This window comes from Bradyrhizobium semiaridum, assembly GCF_020329505.1.
Classification (GTDB): domain Bacteria; phylum Pseudomonadota; class Alphaproteobacteria; order Rhizobiales; family Xanthobacteraceae; genus Bradyrhizobium; species Bradyrhizobium semiaridum.
The window spans coordinates 123,865-141,652 of the sequence record NZ_JAGKJJ010000007.1 but is presented as its reverse complement, the minus strand read 5'-3'; the positions used below and the strand labels follow the sequence as shown (position 1 = coordinate 141,652).

Below are 17,788 nucleotides of genomic sequence, written 5' to 3'. Positions count from 1 at the left end.
GTCGTGTCTCCTGTGGGTTTGACAGTCGGACGTCCGCGCGCCCCAATCGCCGGCAAGGCCGTGTCGCGATCGATGACGCGAAGCGCTGAAACGAAATCGCCGCTAGTGTTGCGAGACGCAGTTCGATGCCAACGGCATCCGCATCGGGACCTCACATGCCGCATTGCAGCCGCTGGAAGCCGGCCCGGCGCCGTGCCGGAAGGCGACCGGCCGTGCGAATCCGGCAAGCCAATCGCGCTGGACCCGATCATTGAGCATGATCGACGTCATGGGATCGCCGCTTTGAGCGGCTTGTGCCGGCGTTTCCTCGCCGGCGGACGACGTGAAGCGAACCGTCAATGACAGCCCGTATACGATTGCGGTGGCAACGACCCTGCGGCGCTGCGCGAGCACGAGGGAGCTGCCGATATTCTTCAAGGCCATCGCTGATCTCCATTGATTGGCGTGAGGCGCCATGGTGATCTAGCGAATTGGAGATACGGCTGCCCCAGAGCGATTGCCGGACCTGCATCGCGATTGCGGCTACCGCATGCGGCGGCGCCAATCGCTCGGGGTATCGCCGGTCAGCTTCTTGAACGCCGCGGCGAAAGCGGTCTGCGAGGAATAGCCGAGCCTGGCTGCGATCGCGATCACCGTTTCGTCGGTGTCGCGCAGCAGGTTCATGGCCTGCTCAAGGCGGTGCTGGCGCAGCCAGGCATGCGGCGAGAGCCCGGTGCTTTCCTTGAAGGCGCGACAGAAATGGAAGCGCGACAGCTGCGCATCCGCGGCGAGCGCGACCAACGATACGTCCGCATCGCTGTCCGAACGCAAACGCTCGATGGCCCGGCGCAACACCGTCGGCGCGAGGCCGCCGACGGTCGGCTCGACGCTGGCCGGCGCACCGGCGTGGACGGCCAGCAGGCGCGTCGCCACCAGCTCGGTCAATTGCTGCCTGAACAGCGCATCGAGCGTCGCGCTGCCCTCGAGCGCATCCGCCGCGCTCATCAGCAATTGCGATGTGACGGAATCGGGATGCGCGGTTTGCTCCAGCAGATCGCCGGGCCTGGCCGTTTTGGCCTCGCCGGCGACGCGCTCGAGCGTAGTCTGCGGAAGGTAGATCTGGATGACATGCATGCGCTGGTGAATGTCCCACCGCGATGTCGAGCCGGCCGGAATGATGGTCACGACGCCGGGACGCGCCGTTCCGATCGCGACCGATCTGCCGTTGCGCCGCTCCAGCAACTGCGAGCCGGCAGGATAGGTCATGACGACGTGATCGGCCATCGGCCTGACGACGTCGTGCAGGGCCTCATGCGTCCAGTAGGCGATTGCGCCGCTCGACGGATCCGACGCCATGCGAAGCGGCCGTGTCTTGAGCACACGGGCCATCTCCTGATCGGCAGGGCTGCGCGGGCCGGTCTCGGGCCGGTGCGCATCGGTCGTCGTATCCAGCAAAGGATCGTGCGGGACCGGGTTGCTCATGACGGGTGCTCGGGTCTGGGTCATGCGTTCGCTCCCAGCGGATCGGTCTCTCGACCAATGAGGCGCGAACTGACAGCTTGAGCAATAGACGCCGCGCAAGGCGGGCGTCTTTCCTGAAACGCCCACATTTTGTCCAATCCCGCTGTCGGCCGCGGCCTGCGACATTCTGTGCGCACTCCGATCGAGCGAGCCAAGCCCCTTGAAACTGCTCTGAAATCGCTTTGCCGCGATCTCCGCTGCGAGCTCTCGCCATCGCGCGAGGTGGCGGACTGCATCTTGCCGAATTTTGCCAATAAGCTATCACGCCGCGGCACGGATCACGGTGCGGCGGTCGGACGTGAGGCACGGAAATCTTTCAAATGGCACAGGCAGGCGTCTATGGACGGAGGCTCGGGCAGCCGCTGCAACTGGCCGATGCGCCCGCGCTCATCACGCGTTCGCTGCGCAGCGCCGAGCTCGCAGTCACCGAGACCCGCAACGATGCGCCGGTGCGCGATCTCTCGGGATCGCTGCCTGCCGACGACGCCTATCTCGTCAGCCTCAAGTTTCGCGATTATCCGGACTGCGAGTGCTGGGAGCGCGGCCGCTGCGTGATCAAGTCGGACATCCGCAGCGGCGCCACCTATCTGTACGATCTGAAGCGCGATCCGCGCTACGTGATCGACAAGCCGTTCCACTCGATCTTTTTCTACCTGCCGCGCTCGGCGCTCGACGACATCGCGAAACAGGCCGGCGCGCGGCGCGTCGATGAACTCGCCTATCGGGCCGGCATCGGCCACGACGACGGCGTGATGCGCCATCTCGGCACCTCCCTGCGCGAAGCGCTGCGCCGGCCGGAGGAGACCAACCAGCTGTTCGTCGACCACATGATGCTCGCCCTCACCGCCCATGTCGCGCAGACCTATGGCGGGCTGCGGAGCATAAGGGCACAGCCGCGCGGCGGTCTCGCCAAATGGCAGGCGCAGCAGGCCTGCGAGCGGCTCGAGGCCGACCTCGGCGGCAAGCTTCAGTTGAAGCAGATCGCGGCCGAGTTCGATCTCTCGGTCAGCCATTTCTCGCGCGCCTTCCGCGCCTCGACCGGCCTGCCGCCGCATCAGTGGCTGCTGCGCCAGCGCCTGAAAGTGGCCAAGGAGCTGATGGCGGTTCGTGACGTGCCGCTGTCCGAGATCGCCATCGCGGCCGGCTTTGCCAATCAGACCCACTTCACGCGGGTGTTTTCCGCCGTGGAGGGCGTCAGCCCGGCGGTGTGGCGCCGCGAGACCTTCCGTAAGACGTATTGACGTAACGCGACGGCGTCAGCGCAGGCTGCATCCCGTCATCGCGTCCGCCGGGAATCCGCCGGCACGGTGACGTGACACCTTCACCAAATCGCGATTTGACAGTTTTGGCTATTTTGTCAAATTCGACAAATGGGACCGAAGACCCGCATTCTGGATGCGACCATGCTGGTGTTTCGCCGGCACGGCTTTCGCCGCTCCTCGATCGAGCAGGTGGCCGAAGCCGCCGGCCTGACGCGGCAGGCGCTCTATCATCATTTCGAATCGCGGGAAGCGCTGTTTCGCGCCGTGATCGAGCGCGTGCATGAGAGCGCGATTGCCGCCGAGCGGTCGGCAATCGAGAAGGCGGAGCAAGAGGGCGGCTCGCTTGCCGACATTCTCGTCGCCGGCATGATGGCGCGGATGGGGACGATCATCGCCTCGTTCGACGGCTCGCCGCATATCGAGGAATTGTATTCCGAGCACTTGGTGCAGGCGCGCGACCTCTACCAGAAATATTCGGCTGTTTATGCGGAAGGCCTGGTCGCCACCGTCGCGCGGACCGCGCGCCGGCTGCAGCTCACGCTGCCGGAAGGCATGTCGCCGGCCGAATTCGCCCGCCTGGTCGAGATGGCGGTGCATGGATCGAAGTCGCAGCATCCGGCGATGCAGCCGGCCGATGCGTTCCTCAAGGACATGGCGCTGATGGTGCGGGCACTCTGCGCCGGCGCCGTGCCGAACCGAAAGCCGTCCGCCCGCAAGGCAGCGGCGAAGACACCGTCACGGAGCAAAGCTGGAGGTTCTCCATGAGCACGATGACCATCAACGGCCGCGTCGAGGTCCTTCCCGACGATCCCGACGCACTGCTGATCGACGTGGTGCGCGATCAGCTCAAGCTGACCGGCACCAAGCTGGTCTGCGGCGCGGGCGTCTGCGGCGCCTGCACGGTGCTGGTCGACGGCGCGCCGGTCGCGAGCTGCCTGATGCCGGCCCGCGCCGCCGCCGGCAAGTCGGTGACATCGGTGGAAGGCATCGGCGCGGCAGGCCTGCATCCGGTGCAGAAGGCGTTCATGGCGCATGACGCGCTGCAATGCGGCTTCTGCACGCCCGGCTTCATCGTCGAAGCCGCTGCCTTCTGCGACGCCTGGCGCGCCTCGCGGGGAACGGCCGTGCCGTCGCGCGAGGAGATCGGCGCGGCGCTGTCGGGCCATCTCTGCCGCTGCGGCGCCTATGACGGGATCTATCGCGCGGTGGCGGACGCCTGCGCCGGCCGTTTCGACGGCGACAACGTCGTCGCGCCGCGCATCGAGGCGCGCGACAAGGTGACCGGCGCGGCGAAGTACACCGTCGACATCCACCATGACGGCCAACTCGAGGGCGTGATCCTGCGTTCGCGCGAAGCACATGCGCGGATCGGCGCGCTCGACCTTGCGCCGGCGCGCGCGCTGCCCGGCGTTGCCGCGGTGTCGTTGCTCGGCGACGACAATATCGTGCGCTATGTCGGCCAGCCGATCGCAGCGGTCGCGGCGAAGGACCGCCGAAGCGCGCTGGCCGCGCTCGCCGCGATCAAAGTGGACTATGCGCGCCTGCCGGCGGTGATCGGGCTCGACGCCGGACGCAAGGCGGACGCGCCGGTCGTGTTCGACAAGGCGAGCCGCAAGCGGGCGGGCAATGTCTCGGAAGGCGCTGGCGGGCCAGCGCCCTGGAAGCAGAACGTCCGCGGCCCGACCACCGTGTTCGCGCACCGCGCCAGCAAGGCGCGCAGCTTGGTGGACGAGGCGCGCCAGGCGAACAGCCGGCTGCTGGTGGAAGGGACGTTCCGCACCGGCACGCAGCAGCACGCCTGCCTCGAACCGCACGCCGCGGTGGCGCGTTTCGACGGCGACCGGCTGACCGTGCATGCTTCGTCGCAGTGGGTGTTTCACCTCAAGGAACAGATCGCCAAGCGCTTCAAGCTCGATCACGACAAGATTCGCGTGATCGCCGATCATGTCGGCGGCGGCTTCGGCTCGAAGGGAGGCCTCGGCGCGGAGTCCATCGCCGCGATCGAGCTGGCGCGCGAGGCGAAAGCGCCGGTGCGCGTCGCCTACGACCGGCATGAGGAGCTCTCGGTCGCCGGCTATCGGCCGGCCGCCGAGCTGAAGGTCGCGCTGCTGCCGTCCGAGCAGGGCGCATTGAAGGCGCTCTCCGTCACCGCGCATGCCGATACGGGTGCGGCGATCAGTTCGACGATCGCAGGCCTGGCGCGGCTGATCTATCCTGCCGAGGCCAAGGATCTCTCGGATTTCGACGTCATCAGCAATTTGCCGCCCGGCGCCCCCTTCCGCGGCCCTGGCGGCCCGCCGATGGCGTTTGCGCTCGAGCAGGCGGTCGACGAGGCTGCGTTGCGGCTCGGCGTCGACCCGATCGCGCTGCGCAAGCGCTGGGATCCCGATCCCAACCGCCAGCGGCTCTACGACTGGGCCGCCGGGCTCGAGGTCTGGCGCAAGCGGCCTTCGGCGCAGAGCGGCCGCTATCGCCGCGGCGTCGGCGTGGCGAGCGGTTACTGGCTCTATCTCTGGCAGCCCAAGGTGAAGGTCGAGGTCGCGGTCAAGGGCGGCCGCATCGTCGCGAGCACCGCGACGCAGGACATCGGCACCGGCACTCGCAGCGTGATTGCCGAGGCCGTCGCGCGCGAGTTCGATCTGGAGCCCGCCGACATCGAGGTGCGGATCGGCGATTCGTCGCTGCCCGAAGGGCCCGGCTCCGGCGGCAGCCGCGTCACCGCTTCGGTGCTGCCGCCGACGCTGCTGGCCGTGCGCAAGCTGAAGGCTGCGATCCTCGAACAGGCGACGCGAAAGCCGGCGCCCGGCTCCAATGCGCCTTGGCGCGAGCTGATCGCGCGCGCCCCCGACATCGCCGTGACGGAGACCCGCGGCGAGGACAGCAAGAACACCGCGCCCGGTATCCGCTCGCCGCTGCGCGAGGTCGGCTTCATCGGCATCATCTTCGGCTGGATGATGCGCCGCTTCTCCAACATCGTGATCGGCGCCGGCGTGCCGAGCTCGGTGCAGGTGATCGAGGTCGAGGTCGACACCTGGCTCGGCCATGTCCGTGTGCTGAGCGTGCATACCGGCCTTGCGGTCGGCAAGGTCGCGGCGCCGGTGCTGGCACACAGCCAGGCCTGCGGCGCGGTGATCCAGGGCCTCGGCTATGCGCTCTACGAGGCGCGCGAGCTCGATCCGCGGAGCGGCGATGTGCTGACCGGCGGGATGGAGGATTATCGCATCCCAGGCATCGCCGACACACCCGCCATCGATGTGCATTTCGACGAAGCGGGCTTCGACCACGTGCTCGGCAACAGCGTCGGCATCGGCGAGGTGGCGACGGTGCCGACCTCGCCCGCGGTCGCGAATGCGATCCGCGATGCGATCGGGGTGCGACTTACGGAGATTCCGATCAGGCCCGACCGCATTCTCGCGGCGCTGAACGGGAGGGCCGCCGCATGAGCACCACAACCACCGCTCCAACGACAGTGCCCGAATTCCGTGCCGCCGGCACCGACCTCTCCGAGCGCCGCCGCAGCGGCGTGTCGTGTGGACCGATCATCGACCTCGACGCCGGCCCCGACATGCGCAGGATCGACTGGATTACCGACGGTTCGGTGCGCATCGGGGCGCTGACCTCGATCGCGGCGATCGCGTCCGACCGTCGGATCGCGCAGGCCTATCCCGGCATCACCGCCGCCGCACAGGGCCTCGCGACGCCGCAAATCCGGCAGCTCGCGACGGTCGGCGGCAATCTCGCCCAGCGCTCGCGCTGCTGGTACTACCGCAATCCGCAGATCGCCTGTCTCAAGAAAGGTGGCTCCGACTGCCCGGCGCGCACAGGCAACCATCTCTATCATGTCGCCTTCGATCTCGGCCCTTGCGTCGCGCCGCATCCGTCGACGATGGCGATGGCGCTGCTGGCCTATGACGCCGGCGTCACGACGAACTACCGCCGCGGACTGTCGATTTCCGACCTGCTGGGTGACGGCAGCAACGGCGGCGTTGACAATCTGCTCGGACCGGGCGAGCGGATCGAGCGGATCGAGCTCCCTGCCCCGCTCGCCGGCGAACGCGCGGTCTACAAGCGCGCCATCAGCCGAACCTATGCGGAATGGCCGCTGGTCGAAATCTGCGTGCGGGCCGTGATGTCGGGCGGCAGCTTTCAGCAGGTTCGCATCTGCGCCGGCGGCATCGCGCCGGTGCCGCTGCGGCTGACGGCATGTGAGGCGGCGCTGCTGGGAAAGCCGGCCGATGCGGAGACCATCGCGCAGGCCGCCACGCTCGCGACATCGGGCGCAAAACCGTTGCCGATGACCGGCTACAAGCTCGACCTCTTGACCGGCCTGGTGCGCGACGTGGTCGAGCGCGTCGCCGCCTGAACGGGCTTGGATCGCTGGCGAGATAGCGCCGCTTCGGGCGACGCCTCAGCGTGCCCGGGTCAATGCCAGCCAGATGCCGCCGCCGATCATGAAGCCGCCGGAGATGCGCGACATCAGCCGCGTCCGCTCCTTGGAGAAGAATTTGCGGGCGCGGCCGGCCGCCAGCGCATAGGCGCCGTCGGTCAGCACGGCGGTCGCCATGAAGGTGATGCCGAGCAGCGCGACCTGCGGAAAGTGCGGCTTGTCCATGTCCATGAACTGAGGGATGAAGGCGCCGAAGAACACCAGCACCTTCGGGTTCGACAGCAGCACCAGAAAGCCCTGAAGGAAGAAGCCGCCGCGCGGCGGCGCCAGCGGCTCATCCGTGCTGACGCCCTCGACTGGCGCGCGGATCAACTTGTAGCCGAGCCAGACCAGATAGGCGGCGCCGGCAAAGCGCACCCAGTCGAACCAGTAGCCCATGGTCGCCATCAGCGAGGTCAGGCCGACCGCGACGATGCCGATCACGATCGCCAGCCCCGCCTGCGCACCGAGCACGTTGATCATCGCAGCGCGCGTGCCGTAGCGCAGTCCGTTGGCGATCACCATCGTGACGATCGGACCGGGCAACAGCGCCAGCGCAATGCAGGCAGCGACGAAGGCGAGATAGGCTTGCAGGGACATTGGGGGCTCTTCCGGTTGGTCCTGGCATTATGCATGCGGCGGGAGTGGATGGAAGCCGTGCACTTCTCCTTCTCCCGCTTGCGGGGAGAAGGTCGGGATGAGGGAGACTCTCCGCCAGTCTGGCGCGGTGGTTGGACCTGTTCCTCCTCACCCGCATCGCATCTGGCGATGCGATCGGACCTCTCCCCGCAAGCGGGAAGAGGTGAAGCAGAGGCGCTGGCTCAGCGGCCGCCTCTTGACATGCAACCATTTGGTTGCCTATTATCCGGTCCATGGATGAAGTCTTCAAAGCGCTTGCGGATGCCTCACGGCGCACGCTGCTCGACCGGCTTCATGACCAGAACGGGCAGACGCTCAGCGAGCTCTGCGACGGTCTCGACATGACGCGTCAGGCCGTCACCAAGCACCTTGTGATTCTCGAGGAGGCCAACCTCGTCACCACGATCAAGCACGGCCGCGAGAAGCTGCACTATCTCAACCCGGTTCCGATCCATCAGATCGGCGAGCGGTGGATCAGGAAATTCGAGCGCGGGAAACTTGCCGCGCTTAGCGAACTGAAAAGACAATTGGAGAAGCGTGATGAGTAAGCCGGAATTCGTCTACACGATCTACATCGCCTCGACTCCGGAGAAGGTGTTCGCGGCGCTGACCGACGCGAAGATGTCGGAGCAGTACTGGCACGGCAATTTCGTGGAATCGGACTGGAAGGTCGGCTCATCCTTCGTGCTGCGGATGCCGCGGCACGACAAGGAAGTCTCCGGCGAGGTGCTCGAATATGATCCGCCGCGGCGGCTCGCCTATTCGTTCCTCGCCCATGACGGCTCCGACAACGGCAAGGCCTCTCGCGTCACTTTTCAGTTGGAACGCCAGAGGGACCAGGTCAGGCTGACGATGATCCACGACCGCTTCGAGCCCGGCAGCCCGGTGCTGGAAAAGATCAGCCTCGGCTGGCCGCTGATCCTGTCGAGCCTGAAGAGCTATCTCGAATGCGGCAAGGTGCTGTACGCGCCCTGGTACGAGGACGAGACAGCGACGGAGCAGGTGCGATGAAGAAGCCCGAATTCGTCTACGTCACCTACATCGAGACCACGCCGGAAAAGCTATGGGACGCACTGACCCAAAGCGAGTTCACCCGGCAATACTGGTTCGACACCGAGCTGAAATCCGATTGGCAGGTCGGCTCGCCGCTCGCACTCGTCATGAGCGGGCAGACCACCGACACCGGAAAGATCCTCGAGGCCGACCGGCCGCGCCGGCTGTCATACACCTTCAAGCACGAAGCCGATCCGGAGATGCGCAAGGAGCCGGCGACCAAGGTCGTCTTCACGCTCGAGCAGCACGGTAATATCGTCAAGCTGACCGTCACGCATGAAGGCTTCGGCGCCGGCAGCAAACTGCTCGACGGCATCTCCAAGGGCTGGCCGGCGATCCTGTCCGGCCTCAAGAGCCTGCTCGAAACCGGCAAGGCGGCGGCGATCCCGCTCGCTGCGCTCGGGATCGACGGCACGGAATGACCATGAAAATCTATCGAAGGGTGCGTGCGGACATGAACATCGAGAAGTTCAAGCCGGCGATCGTCTACACGATCTACATCGCTTCCACGCCGCAGAAGGTGTGGCAGGCGCTCACCAATGCCGAATTCAGCCGGCAGTATTTTTCCGGCAACGCCGTCGAGGTAGACCTGAAGGTCGGCGGCGCCTTCGTCGTGCGCACGCCTGATGGCGCAGTGCATATCTCCGGCGAGGTGATCGAGTGCGATCTCCTGAAGCGGCTGACCGTCACCTTCAACGTCAACTGGCCGAAGCTGGTGGAAAAACTCGGGCCGACGCTTGTGACCTACGAGATCGAGCCGGCCGGCGACGGCGTCAAGCTGACGCTGCTGCAGTCGCACGACCGTCCGATCAGCGACGACATCCTGTCCGGCGGCCGCACCGGCTGGCCGGCGATCCTCTCCAGCCTGAAGAGCCTCCTGGAATCCGGCAAGGCCATGGTGATCCCGATGCAGCCCCCGGAGCGCATGATGGCCGCGCTGAAGGAATTGGGGATTCCGATGCCCTCGTGAGCATATTCTGCCGTCGTCCCGGCGAAGGCCGGGACCACGGTGGAAAGAATCTAGCCCAACGCCCGCAGCTCGCGCCGCAGCACCTTCCCCGTTGCCGTCATCGGCAGGCTCTCGGCGAACTGCACGAAGCGCGGATATTCGTGGGCCGCGAGCTGCACCTTGACGAACTCCTGGATCTCGCGTGCGAGCGTATCGCTCGGCGCATAGCCCGGGCGCAGCACGATCCAGGCCTTGATGGATTCCGTCCTGATCGGATCCGGAATGCCGACCACCGCCGACATCGCGACTGCCGGATGCTTCATCAGCGTATGCTCGATCTCCGACGGGCCGACGCGGTAGCCGGCCGTGGTGATGACGTCGTCCTCGCGGCTGACATACCAGAAATAGCCGTCCTCATCCTGCACGCCGAGATCACCGGTCAGCAGGAATTCGCCGGCAAATTTCTTCGCGGTCGCCTCGGGGTTGCGCCAGTATTCGATCATGGTGCACGGACACGGCTGACGCACGCCGATGATGCCGCGCTGGCCCCGCGGCAACTCCTCGCCCTTGTCGTTGACGATGCGGACGTCGAACCCGGGCGTGGCGCGGCCCATCGCGCCGGGGCGGATCGGAAACAGATTGGAGTTGGAGCCGATCACGAGATTGCATTCGGTCTGGCCGAACACCTCGTGCGCATCGATGCCGAAGGTGTCGCGGACCCAGCCGAGCAGTTCGCCGCCGAGCGACTCGCCACCGGTGAAGATGCTGCGCAGCTGCACGCCGGGATTTCTGACATTGGCCTGCCGCATCAGCTTCAGCGCGGTCGGCGGCAGGAACACGTTGCGGATGCCGAGCTCGGCCATCATCTGCATCGCCGCCTGCGGCTCGAATTTGCGCGCGCGGTGACCGACCATCGGGATGCCGTGATACCAGAACGCGAGCAGGCCGTTGATCAGGCCGCCGATCCAGGCCCAGTCGGCCGGCGTCCACATCAGGTCGCCGGGCCTCGGCAGGAAGTTGTGGCACATCTCGACATTGGGCAGATGGCCGAGCACGACGCGGTGCGCGTGCAGCGCGCCCTTGGGGTTTCCAGTCGTGCCCGAGGTGTAGATGATCAGCGCGGGATCATCGGCCGAGGTGTCCACGGTTGCGAACTCATTCGAGGCCGCTTTGATCGCGTCCCAGAACGATGCGGTGCCCGGCGGCGTGTGCTCGCCGACGATGTAGACGCGCTGCAGCTCGGGCAGCCGATCGCGGATTTTCGCGAGCTTCTGCCAGCCGGCCTCGTCGGTGACGATGGCCTTGGCGGCGGAATTCGACAGACGGAATTCGAGCGCGTCCTCGCCGAACAGCGCGAACAGCGGGATCGAAATGAAGCCCGCGCGAAACGCGGCGAGATGTGCAACCGGCAGTTCGAGCGATTGCGACAGGAACACCGCGAGGCGGTCGCCGCGGACGAGGCCATCGGCAGCGAGCACATTGGCGAAGCGGCGTGAGGCGTCCGCGACCTCATCGAACGAAGTGTGCGTCTTGCGGCCGTCCTCATCGACATAGATCAGCGCCAGCCGCCGCTTGCCTTCGGCGTAGCGATCGCAGCAGGCGGTCGCCATGTTGAAGCGCGCCGGCACGTCCCAGCGGAAGTTGCGGTACAGCTCGTCGTAGGTGGCGGCTTCCTTGAGCATGGCGGCGGCTCGTCCCTGGCGTTGCGACGGGCCGTTGTTACGGCCGTCGACGTTTTCAATTTGGCGCCAGTTTTAAGGACGCGGATGCCGGGCACAAGGCCGGAATCCGTCGCCCGGATGCAGCGAAGCGCAATCTGGGGACCTCAACGGGCGGATGGGCCTACCCGGATTTCGCTTCGCTCCATCCGGGCTACAAGCATCACGCCGACAGTGCTGCCTTCACCAGGCCGCTGGCCTTGGCGAAATCCATCTGGCCGGCGTATTTCGCCTTCAGCGCGCCGATCACCTTGCCCATGTCCTTGATGCCGGCGGCGCCGGTTTCGGCGACGATGGCCGAGATCGCGGCCTTCACCTCGTCGTCGGACATCTGCTTCGGCAGATAGGCCGAGATCACCGCGATCTCCTCGCGCTCCTGTGCGGCGAGCTCGGCGCGGCCGCCCTTGTCGTAGAGCTCGACGGATTCCTGGCGCTGCTTGATCATCTTCTGCAACAGGCCGAGCAGATCGGCATCCGACAGCGGCGGCTTGCCCTGCCCGCGCGCGTCGATGTCGGCGTTCTTGATGGTCGAATTGACCATGCGCAACGTGGAGAGCTTACGCTCATCCTTCGCCTTCATCGCCTCCTTGACCGCATTGTTGATGTCGTCACGCAGCATTTGATGTCCTTCTCGCAATCCCTTCATGTAGGCAGTTTGCGGCGATAGAACAACCTAGTTCCGCAACCATTCGACCAACGCATCCGCGCAAGGCCCGGGCAGTTCGAGCTGAGGCAGGTGGCCGCAATCGCGCAGCACGACGAGCTTCGCGCCGGGGATGCCGCCGGCCATCTCGTCCGACAGCGAATTCGGCACGGTGTTGTCGGTATCCGATGTCAGCACCAAGGTCGGGCACTTGATCCACGCCATGGTGGGCCGCGAGTCGGGCCGGCTCATCACCGCGGTCTGCTGGCGGATAAAGGCCTCCGCGCCGACATCCTCGCTCATCTCGTCCACGATCTTGCGCAGGCTGGCATCGCCCTGTCGCGACGGATGCACGAAGCCCGGAAACACCTCGTCGACCACGCTCCGGTACTGGCCACTTCTGGCCCGCTCGATCATGCCGCGGCGGCGCGCGGACGCCTCCGGCGTGTCGGGTCGCGCCTGGGTGCTCATCAGCGCCAGCCTGGCCACGCGCTCGGGCGCCTGCCGCATGATCTCGAAGGCGATATAGCCGCCCATCGAATGGCCAGCGAGCGCAAAGCGCGGCGGCGCCTCCGCCAGGATCCTCCGGGCGATCGCGCCCATATTGTCGTCCCTAACATGGTTGGCGACCGTCACCGGCCCGAACCGCCACAGTGCCGGGATCACAGGGGCAAAAATCCGCGGTGAGCAGATGAGGCCGGGGACGAACAGGATCGGCATCGTGTTGTCCATGCGAGGCTCCGGACCGGGTCATTTTCGGCAAGCAAACGGCCGCTTCAGGGAACTTTAGATTAAAAGGCCGTTTCGGCCTGTCAATTCGGCCGGCACTGCGGTGTGAATCCGTGCCCTTTCGCTTTGACGCCGTAAGGTGCGGCGTCTATTTAAAGGGCTCATGACAACATCCGAAAACGCTTCCGCCTGGCCGGACCACAAACCGACCGCGCTCCTCGTGCTGGCCGATGGCACCGTGCTGGAAGGCTTTGGCCTCGGCGCGGAAGGCCATGCCGTCGGCGAGGTCTGCTTCAACACCGCGATGACCGGCTATGAGGAGATCCTCACCGATCCGTCCTATGCCGGCCAGCTCATCACCTTCACCTTCCCGCATATCGGCAATGTCGGTACCAACGAGGAAGACATCGAGACGGTGAACATGGCCGCGACGCCCGGGGCGCGCGGCGTGATCCTGCGCTCGGCGATCACGGACCCGTCGAACTACCGGGCCACCCGCCATCTCGACCAGTGGCTGAAGGCGCGCGGCATCATCGGCCTGTCCGGCATCGACACCCGCGCGCTGACCGCGCTGATCCGCTCCAAGGGCATGCCGAACGCAGTGATCGCCCATGCCAAGAACGGCGCGTTCGACTTGCACGCCCTGAAGGAAGAGGCCCGCGAATGGCCCGGCCTCGAGGGCATGGACCTGGTACCGATGGTCACCTCCGGCCAACGCTTCACCTGGGACGAAACACCCTGGGCGTGGGGCAAGGGCTTTGGCCAGCAAACGGCGCCCGAATTCAACGTGGTCGCGATCGACTACGGCATCAAGCGCAACATCCTGCGTCTGCTCGCCGGCGTCGGCTGCAAGGTCACCGTGGTCCCCGCGACGACCACGGCCGAAGACATCCTGGCGATGAAGCCGGACGGTGTGTTCCTGTCGAACGGCCCGGGCGATCCGGCCGCAACGGGTAAATACGCCGTGCCCGTGATCCAGAAAGTGATCAATTCGGGCACGCCGACCTTCGGCATCTGCCTCGGCCACCAGATGCTGGGCCTCGCCGTCGGCGCCAAGACCAGGAAGATGCATCAGGGCCATCACGGCGCCAATCATCCGGTCAAGGACGAGACCACCGGCAAGGTCGAGATCACCTCGATGAACCACGGCTTCGCGGTGGACCAGGCGACGCTGCCCAAGGGCGCGACGCAGACCCATGTCTCGCTGTTCGACGGCTCCAATTGCGGTATCGCACTCGACGGCCGGCCGGTGTTCTCGGTGCAGTATCACCCCGAGGCCTCGCCGGGCCCACGCGACTCGCACTATCTATTCCAGCGCTTTGCCGATCTGATGCGGCAGAAGAAGAGCGCGGCTTAGCACCTTCGTCATTGCGAGGAGCGCAGCGACGAAGCAATCCATCTATCCCCGCATGGGGCGATGGAGACCACCGAGGCCCGCATCACCGACGACAAGGGAAAGCTGATCGCGCATGCGATCACGACCTGCCTTGTTCGAGCTGCCGAAAACCACCCGAACGCGATCAGGTCCGCGCGCATTGGAGGCATGACAGCGTGCGCTGGATCAGTGCTGGCGTTGTGTGATTGACTTTCCCGGTCCGAGATCAGGCCAACATGATCCGGCAGCGACAGGGAGACGCGCGATGCTTTCAGCCAATCCGGACATGACCATCCGTGACATCCGCGTGACGATGCTGCGCCTGCCCTGGGCCGACGATCCCTGGTTGAAGGGCGCGGCGCTGGGCGATACCCGCGACATCCTGATTTGCGACGTCGAGACCGCAGGCGGCATCACCGGCATGGGTTATCTGTTCGTGTTCCGCCCGGCGATGAAGTCGATCGCCGCCTGTCTCGACGAATGCATCATCCCGCGCGTCAAGGGCAGGGACGCGACCGCGATCGAAGCGATCTGGCGCGACCTCTGGACCGCGACGATGACCTATGGCCGCGGCGGCATCGCCGCGATGGCGATGTCGGCGCTCGACATCGCGCTGTGGGACGCGGTCGGCAAGCGCGCCGGCCTGCCGCTGCACCGGCTGTGGGGACACTATCGCTCGCAAATCCCGGTGTACGGCTCCGGCTGCTTCCGCGGCGCAGGCGGCGACGGCATGATCGAGAAGGCGCTGCATTTCGTCAAACAGGGCTACAAGGCGATCAAGATGCAGGTCGCGCACGTCCACACGCCCGCGCAGGACCTCGACAATGTTCGGCGGATGCGCGAGGCGCTCGGCCCCGACATCGACATCATGATCGACGTCAACATGGGCTGGAGCGCCGATCTCGCGATCGAGATGGGGCGCAAGTTCGAGAAGTACGACATCTACTGGCTCGAGGAGCCGGTGCCGGCCGATGATTTCGCCGGCTACCAGCGCATCGCCGCCGCGCTCGACATGCGCGTCGTCGGCGGCGAGACCCATTTCACGCGCTACGATCTGCGGCCGTTCTTCCTCAATCCCTGCCTGCCGATCCTTCAGCCCGATCCGATGCGCGGCGGCATGACGGACCTGCGCAAGATCGCGGCGCTCGCCGATACCTGGGGCGTCACCATCGCGCCGCATCTGTTTCCCGAGCTGAACGTGCACCTCTTGGCCTCGATCCCGAACGGCATCTGGTGCGAGAACATGGCGCTGATCGACGACCTCTGGGTCGATCCGCCCGAGATCAGCGGCGGCATGATCACGGCGCCGGAGCGGCCGGGACACGGGCTCAAGTTCAAGGACGACGTGCTGAAGTTCAGGATCGCGTAGGAACCAGGCTTTGGACAGTCCGGTTGTCTTTGGAAGATCGACGCGGCTGCGCAGCATTCCCGGAGGATCACGATGTCCGCAGTCAAAGCCGGAGCCGAGCCGCTGGCTATCGTCTTCAGTGATGACGGGCTTGTGCCGAACAACCCGATGCCGTTCCTGGTCTACAAGGGTGCGGTCGACGTCGGCAAAGACCCTGAAGCCACCATCGAGCAGCTGTTCGGCAGCAACGGCTGGGGCAAGATGTGGCGCAATGGCGTCTACGACTATGCGCATTATCACGCCACGGTGCACGAGGTGCTGGGCGTCGCGCGCGGCAGTGCCCGCGTGCAGTTCGGCGGCGAGCATGGCCGCGCGCTTGAGATCGCGGCCGGCGACGTCGCGATCCTGCCCGCAGGCACCGGGCATCAGTGCCTGTCGGCGAGCGACGATTTTTCCGTGGTCGGCGCCTATCCGCCGGGCCCGCCGATGGATCTGCAACGGCCGACGCCGGAGAACCACGCGAGGGCGTTGAAGACGATCCCGCAGGTCGCGATCCCCGCAACCGATCCGGTGCTAGGCAAGGACGGGCCGCTGGTGCGGCTGTGGAAGCGATAGCATCTTGCCTTCTCCCTTGTGGGAGAAGGGAAGATTCCCTTGTGGGAGAAGGTGGCTCGCATCGACAGATGCGAGCCGGATGAGGGGTCTCTCTCCGCGGATAGATACCCCTCACCCGGCTTCGATGCTCACTGCATCGAAGCCATCCACAAGGGGAGACGGTAAATCCTACGCCGCGTTGCTGCCTTCCTGGCGGCTGGCCTCGAACAGGAACCAGGTGCGGCGCTCGGTCTCGTCGATGAATGTTTCGAGCAGGCCGGCAGTGCCGGAATCCTCGTGATCGTCGGCGAGCTTGTGCGCCTTGCGCATCGCGGCGGCCATGTGCTTGTTGTCTTCCATCAATTCGCGCAGCATCTGGCGCGGCGGGACGTAGTCGTCGTCATTGTCCTTGATGGTCTGGCGCCTGGCGATATCGCCGATCGACTTCAGCGTGATGCCGCCGAGCTTGCGCACCCGTTCGGCGAGCTGGTCGGTGGTGGCGAAGATCGCCTCCGACTGCTCGTCCAGCAACAGGTGATAGTCGTGGAAATGCCGGCCGCTGACGTGCCAGTGAAAATTCTTGGTCTTCAGGTAGAGCGCGAAAGCATCCGCCAGGAGCGTGTTGAGCGAGGCCGAAATCGTGTCCACCGCGGCCTGCGGCAGGTCGCTCGGCGTGTCGAGATCAGGGGAAATTTTGCTGGATTTGTCGTTGGCTTTGCTCACGGTGAACCTTCCTGTTAGGAACCGGACGATCGGCGCATTGCATGCTGGCTGCCGGACCGCTAACGCATCACCCACCCACCGGTTCCTGCGTCCGGGAACCCCGGCTCATCGGAAAATCAACGCGATGGATGAATGGATCGACTATTACGATTCCACGCATACGATCTATGCGAGCAGGCTGCACCGCGACCTGCATTTTGAGGTCATCGCGCGCGACATCATCGGCTACATCAAGACACCCGACGCCGTGGTGCTGGACTACGCCTGCGGCGAAGCGCTCTCGGCGACGAAGGTCGCCGACGCCTGCGCCACGCTCTATCTCGCCGAGCCGGCGCCCGGCGTGCGCGGCCGGCTTGCCGCACGCTTTGCGCCCAACAGCAAGATCCGCGTGCGCTCGCTCGACGAGCTCAACACCCTGGATGCAGGTTCGATCGACCTCGTCGTAATGAATTCGGTCGCGCAATACATGACGCCGCAGGAGCTGGATGGCGCATTTGCGGTGATCCACCGTCTGCTGAAGCCGTCGGGCCGCTTCGTGCTTGGCGACATCCTGCGGCCCGAAGTCGGCATGGTCAGGGACGTGCTGGCGCTGCTGAAGTTCGCCGCGACCCACGGCTTCCTGCGCGACGCGCTGATCGGGTTGGTCAGCACGGCACTCTCTGATTACCGCCAGCTGCGCGCCCGGATCGGGCTGCAGCGCTACGGCGAGGCCGAGATGATCGCAAAGCTCGGCGCCGCGGGCTTCAGCGTCACGCGCGCGCCGCGCAATATCGGCCACAATCCTTGGCGAATGACGTTCGTTGCGCAGCTTCGAGCTTAGCTTGCAGCA

At 65.7% G+C, this 17,788-nt stretch carries 20 protein-coding genes; 13 read left to right on the top strand and 7 right to left on the bottom strand.

Annotated elements, in window-relative coordinates:
* Positions 1 to 102: 102 nt before the first annotated feature.
* Positions 103 to 423 carry a hypothetical protein gene (locus J6500_RS11310; RefSeq protein WP_225712771.1) on the bottom strand — a complete coding sequence of 107 codons (321 nt, stop codon included), beginning with the start codon at positions 421 to 423 and terminating at the stop codon, positions 103 to 105.
* Between the two features lie 99 nt (positions 424 to 522).
* On the bottom strand, positions 523 to 1,461 hold the full coding sequence (locus J6500_RS11305) for an AraC family transcriptional regulator (RefSeq protein ID WP_376707792.1): 939 nt from the start codon (positions 1,459 to 1,461) through the stop codon (positions 523 to 525).
* A 359-nt stretch (positions 1,462 to 1,820) separates the two neighbouring features.
* Between J6500_RS11305 and J6500_RS11300 the strand changes: the two genes are divergently transcribed.
* The 4 genes from J6500_RS11300 (at position 1,821) to J6500_RS11285 (ending at position 7,125) form a co-directional block, all read left to right on the top strand.
* Complete coding sequence (locus J6500_RS11300) at positions 1,821 to 2,741, top strand: helix-turn-helix domain-containing protein (protein WP_225712769.1); 921 nt, start codon at positions 1,821 to 1,823, stop codon at positions 2,739 to 2,741.
* Between the two features lie 129 nt (positions 2,742 to 2,870).
* Positions 2,871 to 3,527 (top strand): TetR/AcrR family transcriptional regulator, encoded by a 657-nt coding sequence (locus J6500_RS11295; RefSeq protein ID WP_225712768.1) that lies wholly within the window; start codon positions 2,871 to 2,873, stop codon positions 3,525 to 3,527.
* Positions 3,524 to 6,205, top strand: a complete 2,682-nt coding sequence (locus tag J6500_RS11290) for a molybdopterin-dependent oxidoreductase (protein ID WP_225712767.1) — start codon at positions 3,524 to 3,526, stop codon at positions 6,203 to 6,205. Before J6500_RS11295 ends, J6500_RS11290 begins: the two co-directional genes overlap by 4 nt.
* Positions 6,202 to 7,125, top strand: a complete 924-nt coding sequence (locus J6500_RS11285) for an FAD binding domain-containing protein (RefSeq protein ID WP_225712766.1) — start codon at positions 6,202 to 6,204, stop codon at positions 7,123 to 7,125. Before J6500_RS11290 ends, J6500_RS11285 begins: the two co-directional genes overlap by 4 nt.
* Positions 7,126 to 7,170: 45 nt before the next feature.
* Here J6500_RS11285 and J6500_RS11280 read toward each other — a convergent pair whose 3' ends face one another.
* The gene (locus tag J6500_RS11280; protein ID WP_225712765.1) at positions 7,171 to 7,788 is read right to left on the bottom strand and encodes a LysE family translocator; all 618 of its coding nucleotides are present in this window, start codon (positions 7,786 to 7,788) and stop codon (positions 7,171 to 7,173) included.
* Between the two features lie 272 nt (positions 7,789 to 8,060).
* On the opposite strand from J6500_RS11280, the gene J6500_RS11275 reads away from it, so the two are divergent.
* The 4 genes from J6500_RS11275 to J6500_RS11260 are packed head-to-tail and all read left to right on the top strand — an operon-like array spanning position 8,061 to position 9,850.
* Entirely contained in the window at positions 8,061 to 8,375 is a 315-nt protein-coding gene (locus tag J6500_RS11275; RefSeq protein WP_225712764.1) for an ArsR/SmtB family transcription factor, read from the top strand.
* The gene (locus J6500_RS11270; protein WP_225712763.1) at positions 8,368 to 8,838 is read left to right on the top strand and encodes an SRPBCC family protein; all 471 of its coding nucleotides are present in this window, start codon (positions 8,368 to 8,370) and stop codon (positions 8,836 to 8,838) included. Before J6500_RS11275 ends, J6500_RS11270 begins: the two co-directional genes overlap by 8 nt.
* Positions 8,835 to 9,302 carry an SRPBCC family protein gene (locus J6500_RS11265; RefSeq protein ID WP_225712762.1) on the top strand — a complete coding sequence of 156 codons (468 nt, stop codon included), beginning with the start codon at positions 8,835 to 8,837 and terminating at the stop codon, positions 9,300 to 9,302. The genes J6500_RS11270 and J6500_RS11265 overlap by 4 nt, the downstream gene beginning before the upstream one ends.
* Before the next feature lie 32 nt (positions 9,303 to 9,334).
* Complete coding sequence (locus J6500_RS11260; RefSeq protein ID WP_225712940.1) at positions 9,335 to 9,850, top strand: SRPBCC family protein; 516 nt, start codon at positions 9,335 to 9,337, stop codon at positions 9,848 to 9,850.
* A gap of 50 nt (positions 9,851 to 9,900) precedes the next feature.
* On the opposite strand, the gene J6500_RS11255 is transcribed toward J6500_RS11260, so the two are convergent.
* From J6500_RS11255 to J6500_RS11245, 3 genes are all read right to left on the bottom strand, one after another.
* Complete coding sequence (locus J6500_RS11255) at positions 9,901 to 11,511, bottom strand: acyl-CoA synthetase (protein ID WP_225712761.1); 1,611 nt, start codon at positions 11,509 to 11,511, stop codon at positions 9,901 to 9,903.
* 199 nt (positions 11,512 to 11,710) lie between these two features.
* Positions 11,711 to 12,166, bottom strand: coding sequence for a GatB/YqeY domain-containing protein (locus J6500_RS11250; RefSeq protein WP_225712760.1), 456 nt, complete (start codon positions 12,164 to 12,166; stop codon positions 11,711 to 11,713).
* Between the two features lie 54 nt (positions 12,167 to 12,220).
* Positions 12,221 to 12,922, bottom strand: coding sequence for an alpha/beta fold hydrolase (locus J6500_RS11245; protein WP_225712759.1), 702 nt, complete (start codon positions 12,920 to 12,922; stop codon positions 12,221 to 12,223).
* Between the two features lie 160 nt (positions 12,923 to 13,082).
* On the opposite strand from J6500_RS11245, the gene carA reads away from it, so the two are divergent.
* From carA to J6500_RS11225, 4 genes are all read left to right on the top strand, one after another.
* Entirely contained in the window at positions 13,083 to 14,276 is a 1,194-nt protein-coding gene (carA, locus tag J6500_RS11240; protein WP_225712758.1) for a glutamine-hydrolyzing carbamoyl-phosphate synthase small subunit, read from the top strand.
* A gap of 60 nt (positions 14,277 to 14,336) precedes the next feature.
* Positions 14,337 to 14,504, top strand: coding sequence for a hypothetical protein (locus tag J6500_RS11235; RefSeq protein ID WP_225712757.1), 168 nt, complete (start codon positions 14,337 to 14,339; stop codon positions 14,502 to 14,504).
* Between the two features lie 55 nt (positions 14,505 to 14,559).
* Positions 14,560 to 15,663, top strand: a complete 1,104-nt coding sequence (locus J6500_RS11230) for a mandelate racemase/muconate lactonizing enzyme family protein (RefSeq protein WP_225712756.1) — start codon at positions 14,560 to 14,562, stop codon at positions 15,661 to 15,663.
* Between the two features lie 72 nt (positions 15,664 to 15,735).
* Entirely contained in the window at positions 15,736 to 16,257 is a 522-nt protein-coding gene (locus tag J6500_RS11225; RefSeq protein WP_225712755.1) for a cupin domain-containing protein, read from the top strand.
* A 168-nt stretch (positions 16,258 to 16,425) separates the two neighbouring features.
* Here J6500_RS11225 and J6500_RS11220 read toward each other — a convergent pair whose 3' ends face one another.
* Positions 16,426 to 16,959, bottom strand: coding sequence for a Dps family protein (locus J6500_RS11220; protein ID WP_225712754.1), 534 nt, complete (start codon positions 16,957 to 16,959; stop codon positions 16,426 to 16,428).
* A gap of 124 nt (positions 16,960 to 17,083) precedes the next feature.
* Here J6500_RS11220 and J6500_RS11215 point away from each other — a divergent pair, with 124 nt between their 5' ends.
* Complete coding sequence (locus J6500_RS11215) at positions 17,084 to 17,779, top strand: class I SAM-dependent methyltransferase (RefSeq protein WP_225712753.1); 696 nt, start codon at positions 17,084 to 17,086, stop codon at positions 17,777 to 17,779.
* Positions 17,780 to 17,788: the final 9 nt, after the last annotated feature.